The sequence below is a fragment of the Metabacillus dongyingensis genome (assembly GCF_019933155.2).
Taxonomy (GTDB): Bacteria; Bacillota; Bacilli; order Bacillales; family Bacillaceae; genus Bacillus_P; species Bacillus_P dongyingensis.
Genome location: NZ_CP082944.1, coordinates 105,080 through 129,676, shown reverse-complemented (window position 1 = coordinate 129,676; position 24,597 = coordinate 105,080). Strand labels below are relative to the sequence as shown.

Below are 24,597 nucleotides of genomic sequence, written 5' to 3'. Positions count from 1 at the left end.
AATCAATCTATTAACCACCAATACACATACAAGGAGAAAACAAAAATAAAAAGGTCTCTATAAATTAGAAAACCACTTTTGTAAAACGTACTATTGATTTTATAAGTTTTTCCATCTGTCCTATATTTATACATTTATCTCAAAAAATAGAGACTTATGGAATATATATATTGGCATTTTATAATATTAACATAGCGAAAAATACGAGTCAATCTTTTTCTGCTCTGATAATAAAGTAGCCTTTATCCTTTTTGACTGTAACAACCTCTTTAAACATCTCACCCAATTTAGCAATAGCCGAAGGGGCTCCTTGCTTTTTCTGAATGACAATCCATAATTCTCCGCCCGGCAAAAGAGATTCAAAGCTTTTTTCAAAAATCTCGTGAACAACCTTTTTTCCTGCACGGATAGGTGGATTGGTTAAGACAGCCGCATACTTTTTCGAAGGATCAACATTTTCAAAAAGATTGCTTGCGATAATACGGACATTTTTCACACCGTTTGCTTCTGCATTTACTTTCGCAAGTTCTACCGCTCTCTCATTAACATCGATCATATCAACTGTGAGATCCTTGAATTCTTTAGCAAGCGAAATTCCAATTGGTCCGTATCCGCAGCCAACGTCTAACATGTCGCCTTTTTGTTCAGGTTTTGTAAATGTTTCAATCAGCAGTCTTGAACCGAAGTCGACTTCATTTTTTGAAAAAACGCCGCGATCACTTTGAAAATGAAAGGAATTCCCTCTTAAAGTAAACGTCCATGATTTACGGTTACTCTCAGCCTCTGGCTGTTGTGAATAATAATGATTTGTCATCTTTTTCCCTCCATGTTAAAGGAGTATAGCAAATCATGGTATTTTTCATACCTAGTATCTGCAAAAAATCAATTTCATGTCAAACGTGAAAAAAAAGCTCGCTATATGAATTAAGCGAGCTTTGTCTTTTTGGAATTACTTAACTTCTACAGAAGCGCCAACTTCTTCAAGTTTGCCTTTGATTTCTTCAGCTTCTTCTTTAGCGATTCCTTCTTTAACAGCTTTAGGAGTGTTGTCAACTAATTCTTTAGCTTCTTTCAAGCCAAGACCAGTGATTTCACGTACTACTTTGATAACTTTGATTTTTTGAGCACCAGCGCTAGCAAGTACTACATCAAATTCAGTTTGCTCAGCAGCAGCTTCGCCACCAGCAGCGCCACCAGCCATTGCTACAGGAGCAGCTGCAGTTACGCCAAATTCTTCTTCGATTGCTTTAACTAAGTCGTTTAATTCTAAAACAGTCATTTCTTTAACTGCTTCAATGATTTGTTCTTTAGTCATTGTATATTTCCTCCTTATAAACCTATTAGTTTTTTGTTTTGGTACAGGTCAAACAGATTAAGCGCCTTGCTCTTCTTTTTGTTCTGCAACTGCTTTAGTAGCAAGTGCAAGATTGCGGATTGGAGCTTGAAGAACGCTAAGCAACATAGAAAGTAAGCCTTCACGTGACGGAAGATCAGCAAGAGCTTTAATTTGTTCTACAGTTGCGATGTTTCCTTCGATTACACCTGCTTTGATTTCTAACGCGTCATGCTTTTTAGCAAAATCGTTAAGAATCTTAGCTGGAGCAACTACGTCTTCATTACTGAATGCAATTGCATTAGGACCTGTTAGGGCGTCATTAAGACCAGTAAGTTCAACATTTTCAACTGCACGGCGAGTCATTGTGTTTTTGTAAACTTTGAACTCGATGCCAGCTTCACGAAGAGTTTTACGAAGTTCAGTAACTTCTGCTACTGTTAAACCGCGGTAGTCAACAACGATTGTTGTTTTGCTGTCGCGAAATTTAGCAGTAATGTCATCTACGATGGATTTTTTTGTTTCGATAGCGCTGCTCATTGATACACCTCCTGTAAGAATCAAAGTCCCACACTTATACCGATCGGTGTTTTCTCTTAAAACAAGAAATGCCTCCACGTTAGACATGGAGGCAGTATATATACAAGCGATCTAATAATTCTAGTTCACATATATACACCTCGGCAGGAAATTAAGCTTATGCAAGCACCTACTGTCTACGGTATAAATGAAGTTAATTTGTTAAACAACATTTTTGATTATATATAAAGTTGACCCTTATGTCAACTATTATTTAACGCCGAAACTTGATGAATCAACTTTAACGCCAGGTCCCATAGTAGAAGCAACAGCTACGTTCTTCATGTATGTGCCTTTTGCAGCAGCAGGTTTTGCTTTTAATAACGTTTCGAAGATTGTAGTGAAGTTTTCAACTAGCTTGCTGTCTTCGAAAGATACTTTACCGATTGGCACGTGGATGTTACCAGCTTTGTCAACACGGTATTCAACTTTACCAGCTTTGATTTCTTTAACTGCTTTTTCAACGTCAAATGAAACAGTGCCAGTTTTAGGGTTTGGCATTAAGCCTTTTGGTCCAAGTACGCGGCCGAGCTTACCAACTTCACCCATCATGTCAGGAGTAGCTACGATTACATCGAAGTCAAACCATCCTTGTTGGATTTTAGCGATATAGTCAGCATCGCCTACGAAATCAGCTCCAGCAGCTTCTGCTTCTTTCGCTTTTTCACCTTTAGCAAATACTAAAACGCGTTGAGTTTTACCTGTTCCGTTTGGAAGAACAACTGCTCCGCGGATTTGCTGATCGTTTTTACGTGGATCAACGCCTAAACGGAATGCAACTTCAACTGTTGCATCAAATTTAGCTGTGTTTGTTTTCTTTACAAGTTCAATTGCTTCTTGAACTCCGTAAGCTTGAGTACGGTCTACTAATTTAGCAGCTTCTACGTACTTTTTACCTCTTTTAGCCATTTTAAATTTCCTCCTTAGTGGTTTTAGCGGAATAACCTCCCACGAATAAAGGTTGCGAACTTGTTAAAAGCAAACTCGCAACCCCTAAAACAAAACAACAATTAGTCTTCGATGACGATACCCATGCTGCGCGCAGTACCTTCAACCATACGCATAGCTGATTCAACATTAGCTGCATTTAAGTCAGGCATTTTTGTTTCAGCGATTTCACGTACTTTATCACGCTTAACTGTTGCTACTTTATTACGGTTAGGTTCACCTGAACCTGACTCGATACCAGCTGCTTTCTTAAGCAATACTGCAGCAGGCGGAGTTTTTGTAATAAATGTAAATGAACGGTCTTCAAATACCGTAATTTCAACAGGAATGATAAGTCCAGCCTGATCAGCTGTACGAGCGTTAAACTCCTTACAGAATCCCATGATGTTAACACCAGCTTGACCTAATGCAGGACCAACCGGCGGCGCTGGATTTGCTTTTCCAGCAGGAATTTGCAATTTAACCATTTTAATTACTTTTTTAGCCACGAGACACACCTCCTTAAGTCCGTGATGTGGTAATAGGGTAATACCCTCCCACTCATGTCGTTCATTCTTTATATGAATGATAGAAATTAATCAAGTTTTATGTCCCGCAAAGCGAGACATACTGACTTATGAAATATTATCACTTTTCTTTTGTGAATTCAAGTTTTTTCTTATAATTTATCAACTTGTGAAAATTCCAGCTCAACCGGTGTTTCGCGGCCGAACATATTCACAAGCACCTTCACTTTGCTCTTATCTTTATCAATCTCTTCAATTGATCCGGTAAAGTTAGCAAAAGGTCCGTCTATTACTTTTACAGTCTCTTTCAAATCGAAATCAAGTTCAACTCTCTTTTCTTCCATTCCCATATGCTTAAGGATCGTTACAACTTCTTCCGGAAGGAGCGCTGTTGGCTTTGAACCTGATCCAGCTGAACCTACAAATCCTGTTACACCAGGTGTATTCCGGACTACGTACCATGAATCATCTGTCATGACGATTTCTACTAGGACATAACCTGGGAATACCTTTTTCTTTGTTACTTTCTTTTTGCCGTTTTTATAATCTGTTTCTTCCTCTTCCGGAACGATTACACGGAAGATTTTATCTTGCATGCCCATTGATTCTACACGCTTTTCAAGATTCGCCTTTACCTTATTCTCATAACCGGAATAAGTGTGGACTACATACCAATTTTTCTCCATCTTTTATAGGACGATTTGTCCATTCCCTCCCTGCTTTTTAAATCTTATATTTTGAATCTGCTGTTCTTATTTCTTTGGCTGACTCTTTTGAAGACAATGAAAAAACCCGTCGAACGGGTTTTTGGGGAAATATAATATTCTCTATTATAGCACGATTTTATATCTATTATTCAAAAAATAAAATGAAATTGAAGATCCCAGTTTATTTTTTAAGACACTAGACGAATTAACGATGAAATTCCCAAATCAATAATGGCGAAAAAGACTACAGCAAAAGCGACAGTTGCAATAACTATAATCGTATAGCGTGTCAATTCTTTGCCTTTTGGCCAGCTGACCTTTTTCATTTCACGGGATACATCTTTGAAAAAATTAACAATACGCTGCATTTACATTACCTCCAAGAGAATTCAGAAAGCCTGTCATAGAAATAAAGAATCATGAGATGATTACTACTTTGTTTCACGGTGGTCCGTATGTGCGTTACAAGCTTTGCAAAATTTCTTGAATTCTAAACGCTCTTCGGAGCTTGACGTGTTTTTCATGGTTGTGTAGTTTCTGCTTCCACAGTCTGTGCAAGCCAATGTAACTTTCTTACGCATTTATGGCACCTTCCGCTAGTCCTTCATTTTTTCTTTAAAAATGTAACACACGCAAGGTTCTTCGTCAATCACACCTAACATGTTTTACATAATTTTTACATGTTGATTTCACGAAGCTCTAGATATCTTTCAAGCTTTCTCTTCACCCGCTGAAGGGCGTTATCTATTGATTTGACGTGGCGGTTGAGCTCTTCAGAAATTTCCTGATAGGATCTGCCGTCCAGATAGAGAACAAGCACTTTCCGTTCCAGGTCGCTCAGAAGCTCTCCCATTTTCAATTCAATATCGTCAAATTCTTCCTGATTTATAATCAGTTCTTCCGGGTCCATGACTTTCGCCCCTGAAATGACATCCATCAGTGTCCGGTCTGATTCTTCATCGTAAATCGGCTTGTCCAGTGAAACATAAGAGTTAAGAGGAATATGTTTTTGACGGGTTGCGGTTTTAATAGCGGTAATGATTTGGCGCGTGATGCACAGTTCTGCAAAAGCTTTGAAAGAAGTAAGCTTGTCCTCTCTGAAATCACGTATAGCTTTATACAAACCGATCATACCTTCTTGAATAATATCTTCTCTGTCAGCGCCTATCAGGAAATAGGACCTTGCCTTCGCTCTAACAAAATTACGGTATTTGGTTATTAAATAATCAAGAGCATCGCTGTCTCCATTATGAACAAGCTCCACAACCTGTTCATCCAAAAGAGCATGAAAGTCTTCCTTGCTGAGTCTACCCGTGCTGAAATGTGTGTTCATGCCGATCCCCCCGACCGCACAATAGATAGAAATATTATACAGTATGATTTTTGAAAGCGTCAACAGGCTATAAATCGCCCCTGCGCCATTTTTCAAACATTTTCAGGACATCATCTGTTATAGGAATCTTTGATTGAGGACTGTTCACTTTGATTTTCTCTACTCTTTTTTGAATTCTTTTTTCAATGGCTTCCACTTCATTTAAAAGTTCTCTTGCCGATTTTCTGAGAGCTCCCTGGCCAAAAATGGCCCATTGCTCTGTGAAATCGGAAGTTGCCACGTGAATCTGTGTCTTAATATTGTTCAGTGAAATCGCAAGTTTTTCAATGCGTTCATCTGCCGTTTCATTTTCCCGGGTATAAATTACTTCGACACGGTGGTTTTTTTGTTTCTTTTCAATACCCTTCACTTGATGAGCATCGAATATGACGATTACCCGGTAACCGGTGTAAGCTTGATACTCTGCCATTTTCTGAATAAGCAGCTCTCTTGCTTCTGAGAGATTCTCTTTTTTTAATGATTGAAGATTCGCCCAAGCACCGATGATGTTATATCCGTCAACAAGAAGGATATCCATTACCTTATTCTCCTAAAGGGTGACGCTTTCTAAAGACCTCATACATCAGCAGACTTGCTGCCACTGAGGCATTGAGCGAAGTGACCCGGCCAGCCATCGGCAAGTTGACCAGAAAATCGCATTTTTCTTTAACCAGTCTTCCCATTCCTTTACCTTCACTGCCTATAACTAATCCAAGAGGCATTTTTCCGTCCATAGAACGGTAATCATCTGACCCTTTAGCATCTGTGCCAACAATCCAGACGCCCCGTTCCTTTAATTCCTCAATGGTTCTTGCCATATTTGTCACTCTTGCTACAGGGATATATTCAATTGCGCCAGTAGAAGACTTCGCAACTGTAGCCGTCAGACCAACTGCTCTTCTTTTAGGAATGATGATGCCGTGCGCACCTGTTGCATCTGCTGTTCTCATAATAGAACCAAGGTTATGAGGGTCTTCAATTTCATCTAAAAGAAGAATAAATGGAGCTTCATTTTTATCTTCAGCCGCCTTTAGGATATCATCTACCTCTGAGTATTCATACGCTGCTACCTGAGCAACGACACCTTGATGATTTCCTTCAACCATTTGATCAATTTTCTTTTTAGGAACAGACTGAATGGAAATTCCCTTTTCTTTTGCAAGCACCATTATTTGCTGGGCTTGTCCCTTGACGGAGTTTTCCGCCATCCAGATTTTATACACATTTCTTGTCGATTTTAATGCTTCAATGACGGTGTTGCGGCCAATAATATATTCTTCTGACATTCCTATTTCCTCCCTTCGTTCTGAATCAATTCAAATGACGACTGAATGATTTCTGCTAGACGGTCTGCATTTTTTTCAAGATGCAGGTAGCCGATTAATGCTTCAAATGCTGTACTGTAGCGGTAGGTTTGAACATCTGTGTTCTTTGGAACCGTGCCTGATTTTGCATTTCGGCCGCGGCGTATGATCGCCATTTCTTCTTCAGAAAAATAATCTGCTTTTGACAATTCATGAAGAATTGTTGCCTGCGCCTTGGCTGAAACATATTTTGTTGCTAATTTATGCAGCTGATTTGGACGGACGTTGCCTTTAGAAAGCAGGTGATGCCTTACGTAGACTTCATAAATAGCATCACCTATATAGGCAAGAGCCAGGCTGTTCACTTGTTTTGGGTTCGGAATATCTTCTAAGTGAAGCATGCTTACCCTCTTTTCCATCTCGTGCCTTGAGGCGTATCTTCTAAAATGATGTTCATACCCTTCAGCTGATCCCGGATTTCATCTGACAGCTGGAAGTTACGGTCTTTTCTGGCTTGAATGCGCTTTTCAATCAATTCTTCAATTTCCGCATCCAAAAGTTCTTTATTTCCAAACTGAAGGCCAAGTACAGCTCCAAGCTCATCAAATGCATCAGTGAAAGCAGCAATTACTTCTTTTGAAGTATTCTTTTCCTGCAAATAGTAGTTGGCTTGCTTTGACAATTCAAACATAACTGAAATGGCGTTGGCTGTGTTGAAATCATCATCCATAGCTTCTACAAAAACCGCGCGCTGTTCAGAGATAATGTTCAGCCACTTTTCATTATCATCGGTTAAGTCAGTGCTGCTTTGTGCACGGTGCAGCAGATTTTCGTAAGATGTACGAAGGCGGTCTAATGCATTTTTAGTGCTCTCAAGCAAATCAACGGAATAATTAATCGGATGACGGTAGTGAACGGACAGCATGAACAATCTAAGAACCTGGGCATCATGTTCTTTCAGGATGTCATGAACCAATACAAAGTTGCCTAGAGACTTCGACATTTTTTCGTTGTTAATATTAATATACCCATTATGCAGCCAGTAGTTAGCAAACGGTTTTTCTGTCAGGGCTTCAGATTGTGCAATTTCATTCTCATGGTGAGGGAATGTTAAGTCCTGTCCCCCTGCATGGATATCAATTGTATCTCCGAAATGATCATGGACCATAGCGGAGCACTCAATATGCCAGCCGGGTCTTCCTTCTCCCCATGGACTTTCCCAAGAAATCTCGCCCTCTTTTGCCGCTTTCCAAAGCGCGAAATCAAGTGAATCCTGCTTCTTCTCTCCTGCATCGATTCTGGCACCAACTCGTAGTTCATCAATGGACTGATGAGAGAGCTTTCCGTAATCTTTAAAAACTCTTGTTCTATAATACACATCCCCATCTGCTTCATAAGCAAACCCTTTTTCAATTAAAGCTGAAATAAAGTCGATAATAATATCCATGCTTTCAGTCACACGCGGATGAGCTGTTGCACGGTCGCAGCCAAGAGCCGTGACATCTTCAAAATAGGCTTCAATAAAACGGTCCGCAATTGTCTGAACATCTTCTCCAAGCTCATTTGCAGCCTTTATCAGCTTATCATCTACATCTGTAAAGTTTGATACATAAGTGACATCGTATCCTCTATACTCCAAATATTTCCGGACAGTATCATAGACTATGGCAGGACGGGCATTTCCTATATGGATATAGTTATAAACGGTCGGTCCGCACACATACATTTTGACCTTTCCCTCTTCAAGCGGCTTAAATGTTTCCTTTTGTCTGGTTAGCGTATTGTATAACTTGATGGTCATCTTGACTCTTCCCTTCTTTCAAATGTGCAAGTTCTTGTCTCAAATGCAGCATTTCTGCTTCCAGTTCTTTGAACCTGTCTGCGACTGGATCAGGAAGATTGCAGTGATCAAGATCATTTTTGATTCTCTTCCCATTTTGTATCACGACCTTGCCTGGTATTCCTACAACAGTGGAATGATCAGGCACATCACGGAGCACAACCGAACCCGCACCAATCTTAGAATAAGCACCGACTGTAATGGATCCCAGTACTTTCGCACCTGTAGCAATCAAAGCGTTATCCAGAATGGTCGGATGCCTCTTTCCTTTTTCTTTCCCGGTTCCGCCTAAAGTTACCCCTTGGAAGACTGTTACGTTATTACCGATTTCACACGTTTCACCAATCACAACACCCATACCGTGGTCTATAAAAAAGCGCCTCCCGATTTTCGCGCCTGGATGGATTTCGATTCCTGTAAAAAAGCGGCTCACTTGAGAAATGACTCTTGCAATGAAGAACAGATTCCGTCTAAAAAAAGCATGTGCCAGCCGGTGCGCCCAAATTGCATGAAGCCCGGAATAAGTAAGAATGACTTCTAAATAAGACCTTGCAGCCGGATCCTGTTCGAAAACAACCTCGATATCTTCTTTCAGCATTTTGAACATTCTATTCCCCCCAAACATTCCCCATGATTTTTAATTGAAACTAAAAAAGCGCCTCTGCCTAATAGACAGAGACGCTTTAAATGCGCGGTTCCACTCTGTTTAAACAAGCAAAAAATTGCCTGCTTCAACTTTAGGCTCCTGTAACGGTGAGCACTCCGCTTTTATTTAATGCGTCAGACTGGCTGATGGTTCAATAAAAGACTCAAAGGTGCATTTCGAGAATGATTTCGCATAAACCTCTTTCAGCCGGGGAGGTTCTCTCTATCATGGAAATGGACTCTCTACTTCTCCTTATCAACGCGTTTAAATGTATTAATCATACTATATTACATTTTCAGAAAAAAGTTAACTGTTCGCACTTTTTAATCGGGTTAAAATTGTTTCTTTTCCGAGCAGCTCGATTGCCTGAGGCAAATCGGGACCATGAGTTTGTCCAGTTGTTGCAACACGGATTGGCATAAACAGATTCTTTCCTTTATGTCCGGTAGACTTCTGAACAGCTTTCGTAGCAGCTTTAATTTGATCAGCCGTAAAGGACTCAAGTTTCTCAATTTCCTCTGCAAATGCTGTAAGCACCTCTGGAACCTGTTCCTCTTCTAGAACATTTCGCGCTTCGCGATTATAAGTAATTTCTTCTTTAAAGAAAAGCTCAGTCAGCTCAACAATTTCTGCACCGTAACTCATTTTGTCCTGATGAAGGCCGATTAATTTCTGCGCCCAGCCCAGTTCTTCTGCTGAAGCAGCTTCTGATACTTTTCCAGCTTTGATCAAATGAGGAAGAGACAGCTCAACCAGCTGATCTAATTCTAGCTGTTTGACATATTGATTGTTCAGCCACATTAACTTCTGTGTATCAAAAACAGCCGGTGATTTCGATAGTCGACTCGGATCGAATATTTCGATGAACTGCTCTTTGCTGAAGATTTCTTCCTCGCCGCCCGGAGACCATCCTAGCATGCCGATAAAGTTAAAGAGCGCCTGCGGTAAATAGCCCAGTTCTTTATATTGTTCAATAAATTGAATAATTGATTCATCGCGTTTGCTTAATTTTTTGCGGTTTTCATTGACGATCAGTGTCATGTGGCCGAATATAGGTGCTTCCCAGCCTAATGCATTGAAAATCATAATTTGCTTCGGGGTATTTGAAATGTGGTCTTCCCCGCGAAGAACATGCGTCATTTTCATTAAATAATCATCTACTGCTACAGCGAAGTTATAAGTTGGCGTTCCGTCTTTTTTTACAATGACATAGTCGCCGATTCCATCAGTTTCGAATGAGATTTCATCTTTCACGATATCGTTAAATGTAATGACCTCTCCCTTTGGAACTCGGAAACGAATGCTTGGTTTTCTTCCTTCATCCTCAAGCTTTTGCTGCTCTTCTGGTGTTAAATGTGCGCATTTTCCAGAATATTGAGGAGTTTCGCCGCGGGCACTTTGCTCTTCCCGCTCCTGCTCAAGCTCTTCTTCTGTACAATAGCATTTATACGCCTTTTCGGCAGAAAGAAGTTCATCGTAATATTTTTTATAAAGATCATTGCGCTCTGACTGTCTGTATGGACCGTATTCACCGTCTGTATCGATGCTTTCATCCCAGTCAATGCCGAGCCATTTCAAATATTTAAGCTGGCTTTCTTCACCGCCTTCAATATTTCTCTTCTTATCCGTGTCTTCAATTCGGATAATAAACTTGCCGCCTGTATTTCTCGCATATAAATAATTAAAAAGGGCTGTTCGGGCATTCCCGATATGTAAATGTCCAGTCGGACTTGGAGCGTATCGCACTCTTACTTCATTTGTCATGGTTGTACCTCCGATAATCTTTAACGTCCGTTTCATTTTATCACTAAAGTCACTCTGTTCAAAAGATGATCCGTGATTATTTTTTCTGAATGAGAACCGTTGCCTGTGAAGCTATTCCTTCTCCTCTGCCCGTAAAACCAAGCTGTTCAGTCGTTGTTGCTTTTACATTCACTTGATTGACATCAGCCTCAAGCAACTCAGCAATTCTTTCTCTCATTTGATCAATATATGGAGCCATCTTAGGCTTCTGAGCAATGATAGTACAATCAATATTTCCAAGCGTATATCCTTTTTCTTTTACGAGCTGCCAAACATGCTGCAGCAATTTTGCGGAATCTGCATCTTTAAATTCAGGATCGGTATCCGGAAAATGCTTGCCGATATCACCGGCAGCAATAGCACCAAGGCATGCATCAGCTACTGTGTGAAGCAAAACATCCGCATCCGAATGGCCCAGCAGTCCTTTTTCATACGGAATCTCGATTCCTCCGAGGATGAGCGGGCGGCCTTCTACGAGCTGGTGCACATCAAATCCCTGTCCAATTCTCAACATTACGTTTCCCCTCTTTCACTTTCTAAGATGGCTTTTGCAAGCAGCAGATCATCTGGTGTCGTTAGTTTTATATTTGTATAGTCGCCCTCGATCACTTGAACTTTCCTTCCGCTTCTTTCAATCAAACTCGCGTCATCGGTTCCTAAGAACCCAGACTGCAGCGCTTCCTCGTGGGCAGTGAGGATATCTGAAAGACGAAAAGCTTGTGGGGTCTGTACGGCCCACAAGCTAGAACGTTCAACTGTTTCAATCACTTCGCTGTTTAGAACACGTTTAATGGTGTCCTTTACAGGGACTGCAACCGTTGCAGCTCCATCTTCACTTGCTGCTTTAACTAGTTTTGTCATCATGTTTTTCTTGATGAATGGACGTGCTCCGTCATGGACAAGAACAATCTCGGAAGATGCTGCCTTGAGACCATTATACACGCTGTGCTGCCTCTCACTGCCCCCGCTGATCAAACCTTTAATCTTACTGATTTCGTATTGATCAGCCATGGCGGCAAAAATATCTCTTTCGTTCGGATTTACAACTAAGAGAATGCCTGTACATTGTGGATCATATTCAAAAACTTTCAATGTATGAACAATAACAGGTATTCCATCAAGCTCAATGAATTGCTTGTTCTTCCCTGCATTCATTCGCTTTCCTTGTCCTGCAGCAGGAATGACTACTTCATACTTCATGCGTTTACTCCCCTACAATGCTTTTTCCAGCAGCTTGGGTTTAGCAAAAATCATTCTTCCGGCAGATGTCTGCAGCACACTAGTAACAATAACATCAATGTGCTTGCCTATATAATCTCTTCCATCTTCAACAACAATCATCGTGCCGTCATCTAAATAGGCGACGCCCTGATTATGTTCTTTTCCATCTTTAATGACTTGTACTTTCATTTCTTCCCCAGGCAATACAACCGGCTTCACAGCGTTTGCTAAGTCATTGATATTTAATACTGCTACACCCTGAAGCTCACATACTTTGTTTAAGTTAAAATCGTTTGTTACCACGACGCCTGATGTAAGCTTGGCCAGTTTTACGAGTTTGCTGTCAACCTCTTGTATTTCATCAAAGTCGCCCTCATAAATCTCTACTTTAATGGACAGCTCCTTTTGAATGCGGTTCAAGATATCAAGTCCGCGTCTTCCGCGATTTCGTTTTAATGCATCAGAGGAATCGGCAATGTGCTGCAGTTCTTCAAGTACAAATTGAGGAATCACAATTGTGCCTTCTAAAAATCCCGTCTGGCAGATATCTGCGATTCTGCCGTCGATAATTACGCTTGTATCCAAAATTTTAAGCTTTTTGTCTTCTGTTTCTGTTTCTTCCTCGCCAGCGCCTTTTTTCTTTCCGATTTTGCCGGAAATAGAGAAAAGATTGATTAACTCATCTTTCCGCTTGAATCCGACCTGAAAACCAAGGTACCCAAGCAAAAGTGTAAGAAAGATCGGAATAATCGTACTGAACACTTGATATTGGATGTCTTTAAACGGAATAACATTTACGATAAGAAAGGCAATTATAAGTCCGACAATCAATCCTAAACTACCAAATAGAACATCCGTTACAGGTGCCTTTACCAGTGATTCTTCTAAGAGCTTTACCCAGTTAATTACATAATCGACAAGCCAGAACGTTGCTATATAGAATAATATTGCTCCTAAAATGGCTAATGCATATGGTGAATTAATAAAAGGTATGTCTTGTAGATTTAACAATCTCATAAGCTCCGGCATAAAGAAAATGCCTAGAGTTCCTCCAAGAAACAGGAAAAAGATCTGCACAATACGCTTTAACATACCTCCACCTCCTTTTTATCTATTATAATCACTTTAATTCAATTAAAACGCCAAAGATATGAAATTCAAAAGCTGTAAACAGATTGAAATGTTAGAACAGATTATACCTTTTCCCAAAAAAGAAAAACAAGAATAATATAACCTAAATCTGCCGGATTAAAACGTTCAAACAAAAAGTTTCATAAAAAGTTCGCTATATTTGACGATCAATCAGCAGTTGCTCCTGCAGCCTGCGCAGACCTTCTTTAATTTTTTTCGCCCGAACTTCGCCAATTCCATCAACCTCATCCAACTGTTCTACGGTTGCACGCGTAATAAGTTTCAGATTTGTAAATTTGTTCACTAAATTTTCAATTATTACAGGCGGAAGGCGAGGAATCTTTTTAAGAACTCTGTAGCCACGGGGCATAACTAAATCCTCGAGATTGGTAAAATGTGCTGAATATCCAAGAAGCCTCAGCAGGACCATGTCATCTAAGAGCTCCGTATTTGTGAGAACCTGAAATTGATCGAGTACATATTTAGGATCAAGTGTTTTATCAAAACAATAATCTTTAATGACAAGCGCTGCTTCCTCTTCTATATCTGACAGCAATTCGTTCAGCTGTAAACGGATCAGGTGCCCTTCCGTTCCAAGTTCATTAATATAATTTAGGATTTCATTTTTTATTCTAAGAACCATTTCAATCCGGTGAATCACCTGCAGCAATTCATCAAATGTTACAAGTTCTTCAAATTCCAGTGCTCCAAGATTTATGATTGACTGATCAAGAACGGTGCGGTATTTCTCAAGCGTCTGAATGGCCTGGTTTGCCTTCGTTAAGATTACCCCGATGTCTCTCAGTGCATAACGAAGCTCTCCGTAATAAAGAGTAATAACATTTCTTCTTTGTGAAATGGCTACTACCAGATTGCCTGTCTGCTTCGCCACTCTCTCTGCCGTACGGTGACGCATACCTGTTTCGATTGACCCTATAAAAGCATTTGGAACAAGCTGAGCATTTGCATATAATATTTTATTGCCCGAATCACTCAGGATAATAGCTCCGTCCATTTTAGCCAGTTCATAAAGATGAGCCGGGGAAAATGCAGAGTTTATGTAAAATCCTCCATCTACCAGCTCTTTTACTTTATCACTGAAGCCGACCACAATCAGACCTCCGGTTTTTGCCCGCAATACGTTTTCAATTCCAGCTCTGAGAGGTGTCCCCGGAGCAATAAATTGCAAGATTTCTTTCATGCTTTTTTCATGTGTTTTTTTCTCTTTATCAATCATTGTCCTACCCCCCTAATGTAGTCTGCAGGGCCTCTGAGACGTTCTTTACTCCCACAACCTCGATGTCCCCCGGCACCGTCCATCCCCCAATGTTGGCCTCTGGAACGATTGCACGCTTAAACCCAAGCTTGGCTGCTTCCATGACGCGCTGTTCGATTCTTGAAACGCGTCTGACTTCGCCTGTTAAGCCTACTTCTCCAATAATGATATCCGTCGCTTTTGATGGTACGTCCTTAAAGCTTGAAGCTATGCTGACTGCTATTGCTAAATCAATAGCAGGTTCATCTAATTTCACTCCTCCTGCCACTTTTAAATAGGCATCCTGGTTTTGCAGAAGCAAGCCAACTCTTTTCTCAAGGACAGCCATTAACAGCGGTACACGATTATGGTCAATCCCGGTTGCCATTCTTCGCGGATTCCCGAAGCTTGTAGGCGAGATTAACGCCTGAATTTCCACAAGAACCGGCCTTGTTCCTTCCATCGATGCAACAACCGTTGAGCCAGCTGCACCTTTTGAACGTTCCTCAAGAAAAATCTCTGAAGGGTTCAGTACCTCCTCAAGACCGCTTTCTTTCATTTCAAAAATACCCATTTCATTTGTAGAGCCAAAGCGGTTTTTCACCGCCCTTAAAATCCGGTACGTATGATGACGTTCTCCTTCAAAATAAAGCACGGTATCAACCATGTGTTCTAGGATTCTCGGACCTGCAATGGACCCTTCCTTCGTGACATGTCCCACAATAAAGATCGCAATGCCTTTTGTTTTCGCGAGTCTCATCAGTTCAGCAGTACATTCCCGCACTTGTGAAACACTCCCCGGTGCAGATGTAATGTCACTTTGAAAAACCGTTTGGATCGAATCCACGATTACAAATGCAGGATTCGTTTCATCAATCGCTTTTGAAATAAATTCAAGATCTGTTTCAGCAAGTACATAGAGCTTTTCAGATTTAACACCAAGTCTGTCAGCCCTCATTTTCGTTTGCTTGACCGATTCTTCGCCTGAAATATATAAGACATCGTTTCCATTGTCGGCTAACTGAGAAGAAACTTGAAGCAGAAGTGTTGATTTTCCTATACCAGGATCTCCTCCTATTAACACTAAGGAGCCCCTTACAATTCCGCTTCCAAGGACACGGTTAAATTCCTGCAGGTTTGTTTTAATGCGCGGTTCTTGAGTTGTTTCAATGTTTGTAATGGGTGAAGGTTTATTGGCGGTTTGACCTGGAGCTGAGTGCGCAAAGGCAACTCTTCTATTTGCAGTTCCTGTTTTGACAATTTCCTCTGTCATCGTGTTCCATGCGCCGCAGCCTGGACATTTCCCCATCCATTTGGCAGATTCATATCCGCACGTCAGACACATGAATTTCGATTTTGTTTTAGCCATTATTTCGGTCCTTCCTTACTAGATTACCTATTTGAATAAGAAATGGTTATTTTTGATGTGAATCACAGAAACGAAATCGAGGCATACGTAAAAAGTGTATGCCTCATGATTATTTCGCCTAAGATGATTATTTTATTTTCTCTGCTTCTGCCTCAGAGCTTTTTACGATAAATTCACCGTCCGTTACATCAAGTACGACTTTTTGGCCTTTCTCGATTGTGCCTCTCAGCAGCTCTTCTGACAGACGATCTTCTACATGCTTTTGAATGGCTCTTCTTAGAGGACGGGCACCATATTCAGGATCAAATCCCTCATCTGCTATTTTATCCTGAGCGGCATCCGTCAGCTCAAGCACTAGATCCTGCTCTGCTAGACGTTTCATCAACTGATCCGCCATCAGCGTTACGATTTCTTTAATGTGCTTCTTCTCAAGAGAATGGAACACGATGATTTCGTCAATACGGTTTAAGAACTCAGGTCTGAATGCTTTTTTGAGTTCACTCATTACCTTGCCTTTCATATCTTTATAATCCTGCGCTTCGTCCTGTACATTGAAGCCAACGTATTTGTTGCGTTTAAGCTCGCTTGCCCCTACATTAGAAGTCATGATTAAAATCGTATTTCTGAAATCAACTGTTCTTCCTTTAGAATCTGTTAAACGTCCATCCTCTAGAACTTGAAGGAGAATGTTAAAGACATCCGGATGTGCTTTTTCAATCTCATCAAGAAGTACAACTGAGTAAGGCTTTCTGCGCACTTTCTCTGTCAGTTGTCCGCCTTCCTCATAGCCGACATACCCTGGAGGTGAACCGACAAGTCTGGATGTAGAATGCTTCTCCATATATTCAGACATATCAATGCGGATCATGGCATCTTCGTCACCAAAAATAGATTCTGCAAGTGCACGTGCAAGCTCTGTTTTCCCTACTCCAGTAGGTCCCAAGAAAACGAAAGAACCGATTGGGCGCTTTGGATCCTTTAAGCCTGCTCTTGCACGGCGTACGGCTTTCGCAACTGCAACAACAGCCTCGTCTTGGCCAATTACACGGTTATGGAGGATTTGCTCCATGTTCAGAAGTTTATCTGTTTCTTTTTGAGCAAGTCGTGATACAGGTATTCCAGTCCAGCTGGCCACAACCATGGCAATATCCTCAACTGTGACCTCGGAGTTTTCCTGACCTTGTTTTTCTTTCCATGTTTTCTTCGTTTCCTCAAGCTGTTCACGAAGGCGCTGTTCTGTATCGCGCAATGAAGCTGCCTTTTCAAACTCCTGGCTCTGAACAGATGCATCCTTTTCTTTTCGCACTTCTTCAAGCTTCATTTCAAGCTCTTTTAAATTTGGAGGAGTCGTGAATGAACGAAGGCGCACTTTTGAACCTGCCTCATCAATCAAATCGATCGCCTTATCTGGTAAGAACCGATCTGAAATGTAACGGTCTGATAGTTTTACTGCAGCATCGATCGCTTCATCTGTAATGGATACTCTGTGATGAGCCTCATAGCGGTCACGAAGCCCTTTTAAAATCAGGATGCTTTCTTCAGCTGTAGGCTCATCAACCTGGATTGGCTGGAAGCGTCGTTCCAAAGCAGCATCTTTTTCAATATATTTGCGGTACTCATCAAGAGTTGTTGCTCCAATACACTGCAATTCACCTCTTGCAAGTGATGGCTTAAGAATATTTGAAGCGTCGATTGCGCCCTCTGCGCCTCCAGCTCCAATTAGTGTATGCAATTCATCAATGAATAAAATAATGTTGCCAGCCTGGCGAATTTCGTCCATCACTTTCTTAAGACGGTCCTCAAACTCACCGCGGTATTTCGTTCCTGCTACAACAGTTCCCATATCTAGAGTCATCACTCGTTTATCACGGAGAATTTCAGGAACCTCATTATTTACGATCTGCTGAGCCAATCCCTCTGCGATTGCCGTTTTACCTACTCCAGGCTCCCCAATTAAGACTGGATTGTTTTTCGTTCTGCGGCTCAGTACCTCAATGACCCTCTGAATCTCTTTGCTTCGGCCGATAACAGGGTCTAAGCTGCCTTCACGTGCAATGGCAGTCAAGTCGCGTGCAAGACTGTCAAGGGTGGGTGTATTGGCATTGTTCATTGAGCCGCCCTGATGCCCCGATCCTGATTCATTGCTGCCCAAAAGCTGAAGAACTTGCTGGCGTGCTTTATTTAAACTTACTCCAAGATTGTTAAGAACTCTTGCTGCTACACCTTCACCTTCACGGATAAGACCTAAAAGGATATGCTCAGTGCCAACGTAAGAATGACCAAGCTTTCTTGCTTCATCCATTGAAAGCTCGATGACTTTTTTCGCCCGCGGAGTATAGTGAATCGTTTGAGAAATTTCTTGCCCTCTCCCGATTAGGCTCTCTACTTCTTTTTGAATTTTATCTGAACCAAGGCCAAGTGCTGTCAGTGCTTTTGCAGCAATTCCTTCGCCTTCACGTACAAGACCAAGAAGAATATGTTCTGTGCCGATATTATTATGTCCCAGTCGAACTGCTTCCTCTTGTGCCAGTGCAAGAACTTTTTGAGCCCGCTCAGTGAATCTTCCAAACATCATACTTCATCATCCTCCATCCTTTTGACCATTTCTAGGTTTAATCTTTCTCTTATTAAGGAAGCTCTTCTTATATCCCGTTCATCCGGTCTTAAAGCCCCGCCAGAATATTGCTGCAGAAAACCAGGCTGAGTTAAAATCATTAACTCATTTAATATGTTTCTGGAAATGTCTTTAATAATATCTAAGTCTATTCCCAGCCTGACATCTGATAAACATTTGGCGGCTTCTTTAGACTCGATTATACGGCTGTATGTCAGAGTGCCGAGAGATCTGAACACACGGTCTTCAAGAGGCATCTGCGACGTTTTATATAAGGCTTCGCGTGCAGAACGCTCCTTGTCAATCAGCTGATGGACAACACTCAGCAAATCCTCTACTATATCGTCTTCAGACTTCCCCAGTGTAATCTGATTTGAAATCTGAAAGATGTTACCTAATGCTTCGCTGCCTTCCCCGTAAATTCCTCTAACAACCAGACCTAATTGATTAATTGCCGGAATTATCCGGTTCATCTGCTGTGTCAGGACAAGTGCAGGCAAGTGCATCATAACTGATGCTCTAAGGCCTGTTCCGACATTTGTCGGACAGCTTGTTAAGTATCCTCTCTGCTCGTCAAATGCGTAATCTACAGCGTGTTCCATCCAATCATCCAGCTCACTTGCTGATTTTAATGCTTCTTTTAACTGAAGTCCTGGATATAAACATTGAATTCGAATATGATCCTCTTCATTCAGCATAATGCTGACTTCTTCATTTTCTGATAATAAACATCCGCCAAAAGAAGAATCTTCCGCTAAATTTGGACTAATTAAATGTTTTTCAACTAAAACCCTTTTTTGATTGGGCTGCAGATCTTCCATCCTGAGCATTTCAAGCTTGCCAATTTCATTCACACTTTTATCCGAAAAAGTTTCTTCAAAAAGGCTTAAAATTTCCTGTGATTCTTCATTTGACGCGATCGTTGGAAACTTATATTTCTCAATATTTCTTGCAAGCCTGACTCTGCTGCTGAGAACAATGTCAGAATCAGGTCCTTCCTTGCTCATCCAGGCGCTCATTGCCTGATTGATAAATTGCTGAAGTGACATATCAGGATTCTCCTCCTCTGGAACTCTTTAATTTCAGTTCAAGCGAACGGATTTCATCTCGAGTCTCAGCAGCTTTTTCAAATTCTTCTTGATGTATCAAATCTTTAAGATTCTGTTTTAATAACTCTATTCGTTTGCGGACGTGAATGCTACCGCCAATTCGTTCAGGAATTTTACCCGCATGAACAGTGTTTCCGCTATGGACCCTCCTTAAAATAGGATTTATCTGATCATTAAAAGTCCGATAGCACTCCGAACAGCCAAAACGGCCGACTTTTGTAAACTGCTGAAATGTCATCTGACATCTGCTGCACTGCAAAACTTCATTTTTCTTAAAAACATCCTGCTTAGTTTTTGAAATAGAAGGTTCCATATTTAATAAACCTGCTAATAAGTTATTAATTGAAAAACCAGTACTGTTGTCAATAAACATCGAACTGTTATCCTGTGCACATTGTTCACAAATATGAATCTCTGTCTTTTCGCCGTTCACTACTTTTGTAAAATGAAAAGTTGCCGGCCTTTCATTGCATTCCTGGCAAATCAAGTCTGTTCACCTGCTTTCATCGGTATTTCAAGGAAGTCAGCATAGCTTTTATCATCCTTGCTCTTAACTCGTCTCTATGCGGCAAATCAATATATAAGACGGAACGGTCAATTACACTCAGCATAATCTTCGCTTCACGTCTTGAAATCACTTCTTCATTAACCAGCCTTAAAATAAGATCTTCAGCAGCGGTTTGCGAAATCCGTCTATCGATAATTCCCAATATCTGATCAATTAAGTGGGCAGCATCGTTCGATTTCACCTTAATGATACGAATGTAGCCTCCGCCGCCTCTCTTACTCTCTACTATATACCCTCTTTCAATAGTAAAACGCGTATTAATCACATAATTTATTTGTGAGGGCACACATTGAAACTTATCCGCAATCTCGCTTCTTTTGATTTCAACGATTTCTTTACCGCTCGTAGTGAGCACCTGCTTCAAATACTGTTCAATGACATCCGAAATATTCCGCACTCCGCCTCCCCCTAACTTGACTTTGACTATATTTGACTTTAACACTAATATAAAACGAAGTTCACTTTTTTTCAACTTATAACCACTCATTTATCTATTTCCATTATTAACGGCAGTGAAACGTTTTTAAACAGGAATCACCATTTTATTTACTGGCTGCTTAGAGGAATTTTTAATTAAGGGATAAAAACATGGAGGGTTACGTTATATATACGTCTAAAAAACAGGATTCATGAAAGGGAATATCTTTTTCTAATAGAAGGGCGGTTTATCTCTTCCTCACAGTTCAGACTGCTGAAGCACTGTTTAAAATGCTATAAATGATTAATTTTACTTGTTCTCATTTTGAAACTACTCTTCTTATTTTGAGCCTCATCCCCATCATACACTGGTTTTGTCTCCTGTCTCCTTCCTAGAAGAGAATTTATGTTATGCCACACTCACCGGGCATATGAGCTCGTTCACGGCCAAGTTATACGCGCTGGAACAACATTTATGCGTGCTCTGCACGGTTTTATGCCCCTTTCAGCCAATTACTTTTTATCCGTGCAGTCTTACTAAAAAGTAAAACCTGCTTCCAGCCGCCAACCCTCTAAAGGTCCTCTGCCCTTTTATTTTTTTCATACAAAAAAGAACAGCATCTCTGCTGTTCTTTTTATTTGCGTGCCTGGCAACGTCCTACTCTCACAGGGGGAAACCCCCAACTACCATCGGCGCTAAAGAGCTTAACTTCCGTGTTCGGCATGGGAACGGGTGTGACCTCTTTGCCATCATCACCAGACAATATGCAATTGAAGAAAGAATGTTATTCTTTCAAAACTAAATAACGTATGATAACAAGTTTTCACTTAGGTTTTACACTTTATTAGACTGTGGTTAAGTCCTCGAACGATTAGTATCTGTCAGCTCCACACGTCACCGCGCTTCCACCTCAGACCTATCAACCTGATCATCTTTCAGGGTTCTTACTCACTTGCGTGATGGGAAATCTCATCTTGAGGGGGGCTTCATGCTTAGATGCTTTCAGCACTTATCCCTTCCGCACATAGCTACCCAGCGATGCCTTTGGCAAGACAACTGGTACACCAGCGGTGCGTCCATCCCGGTCCTCTCGTACTAAGGACAGCTCCTCTCAAATTTCCTGCGCCCACGACGGATAGGGACCGAACTGTCTCACGACGTTCTGAACCCAGCTCGCGTACCGCTTTAATGGGCGAACAGCCCAACCCTTGGGACCGACTACAGCCCCAGGATGCGATGAGCCGACATCGAGGTGCCAAACCTCCCCGTCGATGTGGACTCTTGGGGGAGATAAGCCTGTTATCCCCGGGGTAGCTTTTATCCGTTGAGCGATGGCCCTTCCATGCGGAACCACCGGATCACTAAGCCCGACTTTCGTCCCTGCTCGACTTGTAGGTCTCGCAGTCAAGCTCCCTTGTGCCTTTACACTCTGCGAATGATTTCCAACCATTCTGAGGGAACCTTTGGGCGCCTCCGTTACATTTTAGGAGGCGACCGCCCCAGTCAAACTGCCCACCTGACACTGTCTCCCAGCCCGATCAGGGCTGTGGGTTAGAATTTCAATACAGCAAGGGTAGTATCCCACCAATGCCTCCACCGAAGCTGGCGCTCCGGCTTCCAAGGCTCCTACCTATCCTGTACAAGCTGTACCAAAATTCAATATCAGGCTACAGTAAAGCTCCACGGGGTCTTTCCGTCCTGTCGCGGGTAACCTGCATCTTCACAGGTACTATAATTTCACCGAGTCTCTCGTTGAGACAGTGCCCAGATCGTTACGCCTTTCGTGCGGGTCGGAACTTACCCGACAAGGAATTTCGCTACCTTAGGACCGTTATAGTTACGGCCGCCGTTTACTGGGGCTTCAATTCAAAGCTTCGCTTGCGCTAACCTCTCCTCTTAACCTTCCAGCACCGGGCAGGCGTCAGCCCCTATACTTCGCCTTGCGGCTTCGCAGAGACCTGTGTTTTTGCTAAACAGTCGCCTGGGCCTATTCACTGCGGCTTTTCAGGGCTATGAACCCTAAAAAGCACCCCTTCTCCCGAAGTTACGGGGTCATTTTGCCGAGTTCCTTAACGAGAGTTCTCTCGCTCACCTTAGGATTCTCTCCTCGCCTACCTGTGTCGGTTTGCGGTACGGGCACCTCTCACCTCGCTAGAGGCTTTTCTTGGCAGTGTGGAATCAGGAACTTCGGTACTAAATTTCCCTCGCCATCACAGCTCAGCCTTATATGAGAAGCGGATTTGCCTACTTCTCAGCCTAACTGCTTGGACGCGCATATCCAACAGCGCGCTTGCCCTATCCTCCTGCGTCCCCCCATTGCTCAAATGGTGAGGAGGTGGTACAGGAATATCAACCTGTTGTCCATCGCCTACGCCTTTCGGCCTCGGCTTAGGTCCCGACTAACCCTGAGCGGACGAGCCTTCCTCAGGAAACCTTAGGCATTCGGTGGAGGGGATTCTCACCCCTCTTTCGCTACTCATACCGGCATTCTCACTTCTAAGCGCTCCACCAGTCCTTACGGTCTAGCTTCAACGCCCTTAGAACGCTCTCCTACCACTGTTCGTAAGAACAGTCCACAGCTTCGGTGATACGTTTAGCCCCGGTACATTTTCGGCGCAGAGTCACTCGACCAGTGAGCTATTACGCACTCTTTAAATGGTGGCTGCTTCTAAGCCAACATCCTGGTTGTCTAAGCAACTCCACATCCTTTTCCACTTAACGTATACTTTGGGACCTTAGCTGGTGGTCTGGGCTGTTTCCCTCTTGACTACGGATCTTATCACTCGCAGTCTGACTCCCAAGGAGCAAGTCTTTGGCATTCGGAGTTTGACTGAATTCGGTAACCCGATGAGGGCCCCTAGTCCAATCAGTGCTCTACCTCCAAGACTCTCATACTTGAGGCTAGCCCTAAAGCTATTTCGGAGAGAACCAGCTATCTCCAGGTTCGATTGGAATTTCTCCGCTACCCACACCTCATCCCCGCACTTTTCAACGTGCGTGGGTTCGGGCCTCCATTCAGTGTTACCTGAACTTCACCCTGGACATGGGTAGATCACCTGGTTTCGGGTCTACGACCACGTACTAAAACGCCCTATTCAGACTCGCTTTCGCTGCGGCTCCGTCTCATCAACTTAACCTTGCACGGGATCGTAACTCGCCGGTTCATTCTACAAAAGGCACGCCATCACCCATTAACGGGCTCTGACTACTTGTAAGCACACGGTTTCAGGATCTTTTCACTCCCCTTCCGGGGTGCTTTTCACCTTTCCCTCACGGTACTGGTTCACTATCGGTCACTAGGGAGTATTTAGCCTTGGGAGATGGTCCTCCCTGCTTCCGACGGGATTTCTCGTGTCCCGCCGTACTCAGGATCCACTCTGGAGGGAACGAAGTTTCGACTACAGGGTTATTACCTTCTCTGACGGACCTTTCCAGGTCGCTTCATCTACCCCGTTCCTTTGTAACTCCGTATAGAGTGTCCTACAACCCCAAGAGGCAAGCCTCTTGGTTTGGGCTAATTCCGTTTCGCTCGCCGCTACTTGGGAAATCGCGTTTGCTTTCTCTTCCTCCGGGTACTTAGATGTTTCAGTTCCCCGGGTCTGCCTTCATTATCCTATGTATTCAGATAAAGATACTGTTCCATTACGAACAGTGGGTTTCCCCATTCGGAAATCTCTGGATCAAAGCTTACTTACAGCTCCCCAAAGCATATCGGTGTTAGTCCCGTCCTTCATCGGCTCCTAGTGCCAAGGCATCCACCGTGCGCCCTTCATAACTTAACCTAAATGGTCATTCGCATCACAAGATGCGTTTCGCATTTCGTTGTTTGTTTAGACATAAATGTCTAGAAAATCACTAATTATGGTAAGCATAA

The 24,597-nt window shown here is 42.2% G+C and carries 24 protein-coding genes, 2 rRNA genes and 2 other annotated features; all 26 genes read right to left on the bottom strand.

Annotation, left to right across the window (positions count from 1 at the left end; translation table 11 throughout):
- Positions 1-208: 208 nt before the first annotated feature.
- The 26 genes from K8L98_RS00700 to K8L98_RS00575 all read right to left on the bottom strand — a co-directional run bounded on the left by K8L98_RS00700 (position 209) and on the right by K8L98_RS00575 (position 24,505).
- Positions 209-814: a class I SAM-dependent methyltransferase gene (locus K8L98_RS00700; protein ID WP_223438934.1), complete on the bottom strand. Its 606-nt coding sequence runs from the start codon at positions 812-814 to the stop codon at positions 209-211.
- Positions 815-949: 135 nt separating this feature from the next.
- On the bottom strand, positions 950-1,315 hold the full coding sequence (rplL, locus tag K8L98_RS00695) for a 50S ribosomal protein L7/L12 (RefSeq protein ID WP_070875241.1): 366 nt from the start codon (positions 1,313-1,315) through the stop codon (positions 950-952).
- 57 nt (positions 1,316-1,372) lie between these two features.
- On the bottom strand, positions 1,373-1,873 hold the full coding sequence (gene rplJ, locus K8L98_RS00690) for a 50S ribosomal protein L10 (RefSeq protein ID WP_223438933.1): 501 nt from the start codon (positions 1,871-1,873) through the stop codon (positions 1,373-1,375).
- Between the two features lie 54 nt (positions 1,874-1,927).
- Positions 1,928-2,073 (bottom strand) — a sequence feature (ribosomal protein L10 leader region).
- A 49-nt stretch (positions 2,074-2,122) separates the two neighbouring features.
- The gene (gene rplA, locus K8L98_RS00685) at positions 2,123-2,821 is read right to left on the bottom strand and encodes a 50S ribosomal protein L1 (protein ID WP_223438932.1); all 699 of its coding nucleotides are present in this window, start codon (positions 2,819-2,821) and stop codon (positions 2,123-2,125) included.
- Between the two features lie 101 nt (positions 2,822-2,922).
- A complete protein-coding gene (gene rplK / locus K8L98_RS00680; protein ID WP_029282857.1) occupies positions 2,923-3,348 on the bottom strand; it encodes a 50S ribosomal protein L11 in 426 nt (141 codons plus the stop codon).
- Between the two features lie 170 nt (positions 3,349-3,518).
- Positions 3,519-4,052 (bottom strand): transcription termination/antitermination protein NusG, encoded by a 534-nt coding sequence (gene nusG / locus K8L98_RS00675; protein WP_101569391.1) that lies wholly within the window; start codon positions 4,050-4,052, stop codon positions 3,519-3,521.
- A 209-nt stretch (positions 4,053-4,261) separates the two neighbouring features.
- Positions 4,262-4,441, bottom strand: a complete 180-nt coding sequence (gene secE / locus K8L98_RS00670; protein WP_223438931.1) for a preprotein translocase subunit SecE — start codon at positions 4,439-4,441, stop codon at positions 4,262-4,264.
- Positions 4,442-4,504: 63 nt separating this feature from the next.
- On the bottom strand, positions 4,505-4,654 hold the full coding sequence (rpmG, locus tag K8L98_RS00665; RefSeq protein WP_223438930.1) for a 50S ribosomal protein L33: 150 nt from the start codon (positions 4,652-4,654) through the stop codon (positions 4,505-4,507).
- A 95-nt stretch (positions 4,655-4,749) separates the two neighbouring features.
- A complete protein-coding gene (gene sigH / locus K8L98_RS00660) occupies positions 4,750-5,406 on the bottom strand; it encodes an RNA polymerase sporulation sigma factor SigH (RefSeq protein ID WP_223438929.1) in 657 nt (218 codons plus the stop codon).
- A gap of 67 nt (positions 5,407-5,473) precedes the next feature.
- A complete protein-coding gene (locus K8L98_RS00655) occupies positions 5,474-5,983 on the bottom strand; it encodes an NYN domain-containing protein (protein WP_223438928.1) in 510 nt (169 codons plus the stop codon).
- A 4-nt stretch (positions 5,984-5,987) separates the two neighbouring features.
- Positions 5,988-6,731, bottom strand: coding sequence for a 23S rRNA (guanosine(2251)-2'-O)-methyltransferase RlmB (gene rlmB / locus K8L98_RS00650; protein ID WP_223438927.1), 744 nt, complete (start codon positions 6,729-6,731; stop codon positions 5,988-5,990).
- Positions 6,732-6,733: 2 nt separating this feature from the next.
- Positions 6,734-7,150 carry a Mini-ribonuclease 3 gene (locus K8L98_RS00645; protein WP_223438926.1) on the bottom strand — a complete coding sequence of 139 codons (417 nt, stop codon included), beginning with the start codon at positions 7,148-7,150 and terminating at the stop codon, positions 6,734-6,736.
- A 2-nt stretch (positions 7,151-7,152) separates the two neighbouring features.
- Positions 7,153-8,550 carry a cysteine--tRNA ligase gene (gene cysS / locus K8L98_RS00640; protein ID WP_223438925.1) on the bottom strand — a complete coding sequence of 466 codons (1,398 nt, stop codon included), beginning with the start codon at positions 8,548-8,550 and terminating at the stop codon, positions 7,153-7,155.
- Positions 8,501-9,196, bottom strand: coding sequence for a serine O-acetyltransferase (cysE, locus tag K8L98_RS00635; protein ID WP_223438924.1), 696 nt, complete (start codon positions 9,194-9,196; stop codon positions 8,501-8,503). The genes cysS and cysE overlap by 50 nt, the downstream gene beginning before the upstream one ends.
- Positions 9,197-9,260: 64 nt before the next feature.
- Positions 9,261-9,503, bottom strand: a binding site (T-box leader).
- 38 nt (positions 9,504-9,541) lie between these two features.
- The gene (gltX, locus tag K8L98_RS00630; protein ID WP_223438923.1) at positions 9,542-10,999 is read right to left on the bottom strand and encodes a glutamate--tRNA ligase; all 1,458 of its coding nucleotides are present in this window, start codon (positions 10,997-10,999) and stop codon (positions 9,542-9,544) included.
- Between the two features lie 76 nt (positions 11,000-11,075).
- The gene (gene ispF / locus K8L98_RS00625; RefSeq protein WP_223438922.1) at positions 11,076-11,552 is read right to left on the bottom strand and encodes a 2-C-methyl-D-erythritol 2,4-cyclodiphosphate synthase; all 477 of its coding nucleotides are present in this window, start codon (positions 11,550-11,552) and stop codon (positions 11,076-11,078) included.
- On the bottom strand, positions 11,552-12,238 hold the full coding sequence (gene ispD, locus K8L98_RS00620; protein WP_223438921.1) for a 2-C-methyl-D-erythritol 4-phosphate cytidylyltransferase: 687 nt from the start codon (positions 12,236-12,238) through the stop codon (positions 11,552-11,554). The genes ispF and ispD overlap by 1 nt, the downstream gene beginning before the upstream one ends.
- A 12-nt stretch (positions 12,239-12,250) precedes the next feature.
- Positions 12,251-13,351, bottom strand: coding sequence for a PIN/TRAM domain-containing protein (locus tag K8L98_RS00615; RefSeq protein ID WP_223438920.1), 1,101 nt, complete (start codon positions 13,349-13,351; stop codon positions 12,251-12,253).
- Between the two features lie 193 nt (positions 13,352-13,544).
- Positions 13,545-14,627: a DNA integrity scanning diadenylate cyclase DisA gene (gene disA / locus K8L98_RS00610; RefSeq protein ID WP_223438919.1), complete on the bottom strand. Its 1,083-nt coding sequence runs from the start codon at positions 14,625-14,627 to the stop codon at positions 13,545-13,547.
- 4 nt (positions 14,628-14,631) lie between these two features.
- The gene (radA, locus tag K8L98_RS00605) at positions 14,632-16,014 is read right to left on the bottom strand and encodes a DNA repair protein RadA (RefSeq protein WP_223438918.1); all 1,383 of its coding nucleotides are present in this window, start codon (positions 16,012-16,014) and stop codon (positions 14,632-14,634) included.
- 127 nt (positions 16,015-16,141) lie between these two features.
- Positions 16,142-18,589 carry an ATP-dependent protease ATP-binding subunit ClpC gene (clpC, locus tag K8L98_RS00600; RefSeq protein ID WP_223438917.1) on the bottom strand — a complete coding sequence of 816 codons (2,448 nt, stop codon included), beginning with the start codon at positions 18,587-18,589 and terminating at the stop codon, positions 16,142-16,144.
- Entirely contained in the window at positions 18,586-19,677 is a 1,092-nt protein-coding gene (locus K8L98_RS00595; protein WP_223438916.1) for a protein-arginine kinase McsB, read from the bottom strand. The genes clpC and K8L98_RS00595 overlap by 4 nt, the downstream gene beginning before the upstream one ends.
- 1 nt (position 19,678) lies before the next feature.
- The gene (locus K8L98_RS00590) at positions 19,679-20,224 is read right to left on the bottom strand and encodes a protein-arginine kinase activator protein McsA (protein WP_223438915.1); all 546 of its coding nucleotides are present in this window, start codon (positions 20,222-20,224) and stop codon (positions 19,679-19,681) included.
- A gap of 16 nt (positions 20,225-20,240) precedes the next feature.
- Positions 20,241-20,702 (bottom strand): CtsR family transcriptional regulator, encoded by a 462-nt coding sequence (locus tag K8L98_RS00585; RefSeq protein WP_223438914.1) that lies wholly within the window; start codon positions 20,700-20,702, stop codon positions 20,241-20,243.
- Positions 20,703-21,367: 665 nt separating this feature from the next.
- A 5S ribosomal RNA gene (gene rrf, locus K8L98_RS00580) occupies positions 21,368-21,483 on the bottom strand.
- Positions 21,484-21,574: 91 nt separating this feature from the next.
- Positions 21,575-24,505 (bottom strand): 23S ribosomal RNA (locus K8L98_RS00575).
- Positions 24,506-24,597 lie beyond the last annotated feature (92 nt).

Bases quoted from the DNA above. Each gene is read 5' to 3' on its own strand.
- K8L98_RS00655 (WP_223438928.1), bottom strand. From the start codon at position 5,983: ATGGATATCCTTCTTGTTGACGGATATAACATCATCGGTGCTTGGGCG.
- gltX (WP_223438923.1), bottom strand. From the start codon at position 10,999: ATGACAAATGAAGTAAGAGTGCGATACGCTCCAAGTCCGACTGGACAT.
- rplA (WP_223438932.1), bottom strand. From the start codon at position 2,821: ATGGCTAAAAGAGGTAAAAAGTACGTAGAAGCTGCTAAATTAGTAGAC.
- nusG (WP_101569391.1), bottom strand. From the start codon at position 4,052: ATGGAGAAAAATTGGTATGTAGTCCACACTTATTCCGGTTATGAGAAT.
- K8L98_RS00595 (WP_223438916.1), bottom strand. From the start codon at position 19,677: ATGTCACTTCAGCAATTTATCAATCAGGCAATGAGCGCCTGGATGAGC.
- K8L98_RS00615 (WP_223438920.1), bottom strand. From the start codon at position 13,351: ATGTTAAAGCGTATTGTGCAGATCTTTTTCCTGTTTCTTGGAGGAACT.
- disA (WP_223438919.1), bottom strand. From the start codon at position 14,627: ATGATTGATAAAGAGAAAAAAACACATGAAAAAAGCATGAAAGAAATC.
- cysS (WP_223438925.1), bottom strand. From the start codon at position 8,550: ATGACCATCAAGTTATACAATACGCTAACCAGACAAAAGGAAACATTT.
- secE (WP_223438931.1), bottom strand. From the start codon at position 4,441: ATGCAGCGTATTGTTAATTTTTTCAAAGATGTATCCCGTGAAATGAAA.
- K8L98_RS00645 (WP_223438926.1), bottom strand. From the start codon at position 7,150: ATGCTTCACTTAGAAGATATTCCGAACCCAAAACAAGTGAACAGCCTG.
- cysE (WP_223438924.1), bottom strand. From the start codon at position 9,196: ATGTTCAAAATGCTGAAAGAAGATATCGAGGTTGTTTTCGAACAGGAT.
- ispF (WP_223438922.1), bottom strand. From the start codon at position 11,552: ATGTTGAGAATTGGACAGGGATTTGATGTGCACCAGCTCGTAGAAGGC.
- rlmB (WP_223438927.1), bottom strand. From the start codon at position 6,731: ATGTCAGAAGAATATATTATTGGCCGCAACACCGTCATTGAAGCATTA.
- sigH (WP_223438929.1), bottom strand. From the start codon at position 5,406: ATGAACACACATTTCAGCACGGGTAGACTCAGCAAGGAAGACTTTCAT.
- clpC (WP_223438917.1), bottom strand. From the start codon at position 18,589: ATGATGTTTGGAAGATTCACTGAGCGGGCTCAAAAAGTTCTTGCACTG.
- rplL (WP_070875241.1), bottom strand. From the start codon at position 1,315: ATGACTAAAGAACAAATCATTGAAGCAGTTAAAGAAATGACTGTTTTA.
- rplJ (WP_223438933.1), bottom strand. From the start codon at position 1,873: ATGAGCAGCGCTATCGAAACAAAAAAATCCATCGTAGATGACATTACT.
- K8L98_RS00700 (WP_223438934.1), bottom strand. From the start codon at position 814: ATGACAAATCATTATTATTCACAACAGCCAGAGGCTGAGAGTAACCGT.
- radA (WP_223438918.1), bottom strand. From the start codon at position 16,014: ATGGCTAAAACAAAATCGAAATTCATGTGTCTGACGTGCGGATATGAA.
- rpmG (WP_223438930.1), bottom strand. From the start codon at position 4,654: ATGCGTAAGAAAGTTACATTGGCTTGCACAGACTGTGGAAGCAGAAAC.
- ispD (WP_223438921.1), bottom strand. From the start codon at position 12,238: ATGAAGTATGAAGTAGTCATTCCTGCTGCAGGACAAGGAAAGCGAATG.